The 5,222-nt window shown below is 76.6% G+C and carries 3 protein-coding genes; all 3 read left to right on the plus strand.

Translation table 11 applies throughout. The features are described from left to right. A partial coding sequence (locus ACWEVN_RS46335) for a condensation domain-containing protein (protein WP_452055516.1) occupies positions 1-2,471 on the plus strand: 2,471 nt, incomplete at its 5' end. Further along, positions 2,468-2,791 (plus strand): acyl carrier protein, encoded by a 324-nt coding sequence (locus ACWEVN_RS46340; RefSeq protein WP_176177228.1) that lies wholly within the window; start codon positions 2,468-2,470, stop codon positions 2,789-2,791. The genes ACWEVN_RS46335 and ACWEVN_RS46340, both read left to right, overlap by 4 nt. Next, positions 2,788-5,222 (plus strand): beta-ketoacyl synthase N-terminal-like domain-containing protein (locus ACWEVN_RS46345; protein WP_452055517.1); only part of this gene is annotated, 2,435 nt, incomplete at its 3' end. The genes ACWEVN_RS46340 and ACWEVN_RS46345, both read left to right, overlap by 4 nt.

Below are 5,222 nucleotides of genomic sequence, written 5' to 3' on the forward strand. Positions count from 1 at the left end.
CCGAGGACGCGGTACTGCTGGTGCTGCACCACATCGCCTTCGACGGCTGGTCGCTCGGCCGGCTCGGCACCGATCTCGCGCTGGCCTACGACGCCGCCGTGCACGGCCGGCCGGTGCTGCTGCCCGGGCTCGCCGAGCAGTACGCCGAGTTCGCCCGCCGCGACGCCGCGGACGCCGGCTCGGCCGAAACCGCGGACCGGATCCGGCTGCGGCTGGCCGAACTGGCCGGAGTGCCGGCCGGGCTGACCCTCGCCGGGGCGCTGCCGAAGGAGCCCGGCCGCCGGGTGGTCCGCGACGGTGCCGAGCAGGTCGCCGTTCTGCCCGCGCCGCTGTGGCAGTCGGTGGCGGACCATGCGCGAGCCCACCGGTTGACGCCCTTCGTCGTCCTGTTCTCCGCCTTCCAGTTGCTGCTGCGGCTGCGCTCGGCGCGCACGGAGTTCCTGGCCGCCGCGATCACCGCCAACCGCGGTTCGGTCGAGGTCGAAGACCTGGTGGGGTTCTTCGTCAACACGGTGCCGCTGCGGTGCGCCGTGCCGGACGGCGCCGGCTTCACCGAGCTGTGCCGCCGGGTGCGCGGCGAGGCCTACCGGGCGCTGACCCACCAGCGCATCCCGTTCGACCGGCTCACCGCGGCCGCCCGGACCGAGCTCGTCGACGTCGCCTTCGCGCTGCAGAACTTCCCCCGGCCCGCCGCGGACGTCCCGGTGCGCTGGGGCCAGCCGGAGATCCTGCCGACCGGCACGGCCAAGTTCGACCTCCTGCTCACCGTCGAGCCGAGGGGCGACGAGGCCCGGGTGAGCCTGGAGCACGACACCGGCCGGTACCCCGCCGAGGTCGCGGCCGCGTTGCTGGAGTCCTATGTGGACATCCTGGCGCTGGTCCTCGCCGACCCCGCCGCCGACCTCTCGCGGTTCGCCGCCGAGCCGCCCGCCGAAGAGCCCGTGCGGGCGGAAGCGCCTGCCACCACGGCGTTGTCCGGCACGCACCACCGCGCCGCGGAGCTGTTCGCCGCCGCGCTGGGCGAGCTGGGGACGGAACCGGGGCAGCTCGGGCCCCGGGCGGACTTCTTCGCCCTGGGCGGGCATTCGCTGCTCGTCGTGCGCATGCTCCGCCGGATCGAGGACGAGACCGGCGTGGCCCTGTCCGCCCGGCGGTTCCTGGCCGACCCGACGGTGGCCGGGCTGGCGGCCCTGCTCGCCGAACCGGCCCCCGCCGCGGCGGGGGCGGCGCCGGCCGAGCCCGGGCCGGAGCGTCCGGCGACCGCGGCGCAGCAGCGGTTCTGGTCCATGGACCGGCTGCCGTGGCTGCGGCAGGCCTACGTCGTGCCCGCCGTCCTCGAGCTGCCCGCGGGCACCGACCCGGATCGGCTGCGGGACGACACCGCCGAGGTGCTCGCCCACCACGACGCGTTCCGCTCGGCCTTCCGGCTGGACCGCAAGCGCCGCCGGGTCGTGGTCCGCGCCGGTGACGCGGTGCCGCCGGTGACCGTGACCGACGCGCGGGCGTGGGACGCGGCCCGGCTGGCGGCCCACCTCGCCGAGGCCTGCTGGCGCGGGTTCGACCTGGCCGCGGGACCGCTCGCGCGGGCCGAGGTCGTCCGCCACCGCGACGGCGTGCTGCTGGTCGTCGTGGCCCACCACATCGCCTGCGACGGGCCGTCGATGGACCTGGTGCTGCGGCAGATCGCCGCGCTGGGCCGCGGCGAGCCGCTCGCCCCGGCCACCCCGCCTTCGCCCGCCGAGGAAGCGGGGGCCGACCAGGACACCGAGGCCGTCATCGCGCGGCTGGCCGGGGCACCGGTGGACGTCGAGCTGCCCCACGACCGGCCCCGGCCACCCGAGCAGAGCACCGAAGCGCTGGTGGTGCGCGCGTCGCTCGGTCCCGAGCGGTCCGCCGCCCTGCGCGCGGCCGCGACCGCCGCCGGGTGCACGCCGTTCCTGCTCGGCGCGGCCCTGCTCGGCGTCGCCCTCGCCCGCACCGGCTCCCAGCGCGACTTCCTTCTCGCCTTCCCGTGGTCGACCCGCTCGGCCCGCGACGAGGAGGTGGTCGGGATGTTCGTCGACACCCTGCTGCTGCGCGTCGACCTGCGGGACGACCCGTCGTGGACCGAGCTGCTGGGCCGGGTCCGCGCGGCGGGCCAGGCCGCGTTCGGCACGTCGCTGGCGCGCTTCGACGCCGTCGCGGCCGCGCTGGACCCTGCCCGCGACACCAGCCGGCCGCCGGTCACTCCGGTGTACCTGACCGTGCGCGACACCCCGCCGCCCGGCCGGCTGCGGCCCCTGGCCCCCCTGCACATCAAGTACGAGCTCGAGCTCACCGTCGTCGACGACGCGGGTGACCTGGCCTTCGAGCTCGCCGGGCTGACCGCCCTGTTCGACCGCGGCACGGCCGAAACCCTGCTCGCCGCGATAGTCACCGCCGCCGGGGACCTCAGCACCGGTCCGTCGGCCCGGCCACTGGAGGAAAAGTGACGACCAGCGAAGGAACCGGCACGGAACTCGAGGAGCGGGTCCGCGCGGTGTGGGCGGAGATCCTCGACCTCGCCGACCCGGCGGCGCTGCCGCTCGACCGCAACTTCCTCGACGCGGGCGGCTCGTCGCTGCTGCTCGTGATGCTCTGGGAGGACCTGCGCGAGCTGACCGACCGGCAGCTGCGGGTGTCGGACCTGTTCCGGCACTCGACGATCCGCGCGCAGGCGGCGTTCCTCGCCGGCGCCGAAGACCGGGTGGCCGCCCCGGCGGGCCCGGCCGCGCGCGGTGCGCTGCTCGGCCGAGCCGGTGGGCGGGCATGAGCTCTCCGACCGATATCCCTTCGGGGGGTCCGGGTGGCGGAGCCCCCGGCCCGGCGCGGAGCGCCGGCAACAGCACCGACATCGCCGTCATCGGCGTCGGCTGCCGGTTCCCCGATGCCTGGACGCCCGCGCAGTACTGGCGCAACATCGAGCGCGGGGTCGTGTCGATGCGCGAGCTGAGCGACGAACAGCTGCGCGCGGCCGGGCACTCCGAGGCGGCCCTCGAAGCGCCCGGGTTCGTCCGGGTCGGCGCGTCGCTGCCGGGCGTGGCCGACTTCGCCGCCGAGTTCTTCGGCTACAAGGCCCGTGAGGTCGACGCCATCGACCCGCAGCAGCGGATCTTCCTCGAAGCCTGCTGGGAAGCCCTGGAGTCGGCGGGACACCCGCCGCGCCCGGACGGCCCGGTCACCGGGGTCTTCGCCAGCAGCGCGGCCGGCAACTACTCGGCCGCGGTGTTCGCGGCGCGCGTCCGTGACGAAGGCCTCGCCGCCGCGGTCGGCGACCTGGACCTGACCTTGGGCGGCCAGGCGGACTTCATGACCTCCCGCGCCGCCTACAAACTGGGTCTGCGCGGGCCTTCGGTGAGCGTGCAGACCGGGTGCTCGTCGTCGCTGACGGCGGTGCACTACGGCACGCTCAGCCTGCTGTCCGGCGAGAGCGACCTGGTGCTCGCGGGCGGGGCGACGGTGCTCGACCCGCTGCTCGGCTACCAGCCGGCCCCGGGCGGGTGGGTGTCGGAAGACGGGTACGTGCGGTCGTTCGACGCGAAGTCGAGCGGGACGACGTACGGCTCGGGCGTCGGCGTGGTCGTGCTGCGGCGGCTGGCCGACGCGCTCGCCGACGGCGATCCCGTGCTGGCGGTGCTGCGCGGCACCGCGGTCGGCAACGACGGCGGCGACCGCCTCGGGTACGTCGCGCCCAACCTGGACGGCGTCGCGGACGTCGTGGCGGCCGCCCTGCGCGTGTCCGGCGTCCCGGCCGGGCTCGTCCGCTACGTGGAGGCGCACGGCACCGGCACCCCGCTGGGGGACCACGTCGAGCTGCTGGCGCTGGCCAAGGCGTTCCGGCTGAGCACCGCGGACACCGGCTACTGCGGGCTCGGTTCGGTGATGGCGAACATCGGGCACCTCGGCCCGGTGGCGGGCATCGCCGGGTTCATCAAGGCCGTGCACGTCGCCCGCACCGGTGTCCTGCCGCCGCACCCGGCGTTCGACTCCCCGCGCGACCCGGCCGAGCTGGCCGCGAGCCCGTTCCACGTGCCGACCGAGCGCGTCGCCGATCCGGCCGCCGACCGGCACGTCCTGGTGAACTCGATGGGCGTGGGCGGGACCAACGCGGTCGCGGTGCTCGCCGCGCCGCCGGAACCGGCACGTCCTTCAGCGGAGGCGGGCGACACGGTCCGGCTCGTGCTTTCGGCGCGGACGCGGGCCGAGCTGGACGCGTTGTCGCGGCAGCTCGCCGACGAGCTCGACACGCCGGGCGCCCCGATCGGCGACATCGCGCACACGCTGCGGGTCGGCCGGGCCGCGTTCGGCGAACGGCGGGTCGTGACGGCCCCGCCCGGCCGGCTCGCCGCGGCCCTGCGGCTGCCCCGGCCCCCTCTGGCCGCCACCGCCCGCTCGGGGCCGCGCCGGGCGGTCGTCGTCGGGACGCAGCCGCCTGCCAGCCTGCTCGCCGCCCTCCCGCCGGACACCACCGTGTCCACTGTGGACCCCGGAGCGGCGGACGGGATCCACCGGATCTTCGCCGACGACCCGGGCGAGCTCGACGAGCTGCTGACCACGGCCTGGCTGAACGGCGTCGACGTCGACTGGGCGGCCGCCGCGGGCGAGACCGGGCGCCGGGTCCCGCTGCCGACGTACCCCTTCCAGCGCAAGCGGTTCTGGCCGCTGGACCGGCTGGACGTGTTCGCGCCCGCCCGCCCGGCCGAACCGCCGGCGGCGGCGACGGGATCGCTGGAGGACGACATCGCCGCCCTGTGGGGCGAGCTGTTCGAGCGCGAGACCGTCGGCGTCGACGAGGAGTTCGGCGCGCTGGGCGGGACGTCGCTGCTGTCGGTGCAGATGGCGCTGCGGCTGCAGCAGCGGCACGGGGTGCTGGTCAACGTCCACCGCGCGGGCGGCAGCCGGGCCACCGTGCGGCGGCTGGCCGGGATCGTGCGCGCGCAGCTGGCGGACGGCACCGCCGAACCGTCCGAAGTGGACGACCACGGCGCACTGGTCGACGCCGACCTGAAGCTGCCGCTCGCCCCGATGTCGCGGCGGCGGGCGCCGGGCCGGGACGTCCTGCTCACCGGCGCCACCGGCTACCTCGGCGCGTTCCTGCTGCACGAGCTGCTGAAGACGACGCCGGGCCGGGTGTACTGCCTGGTGCGGGCGGCGGACCCGGCGGAGGCGGCGGCCCGGCTGCGGGACGCGGCCGCCGCGGTGGC

The organism is Amycolatopsis sp. NPDC003861 (genome assembly GCF_053605405.1).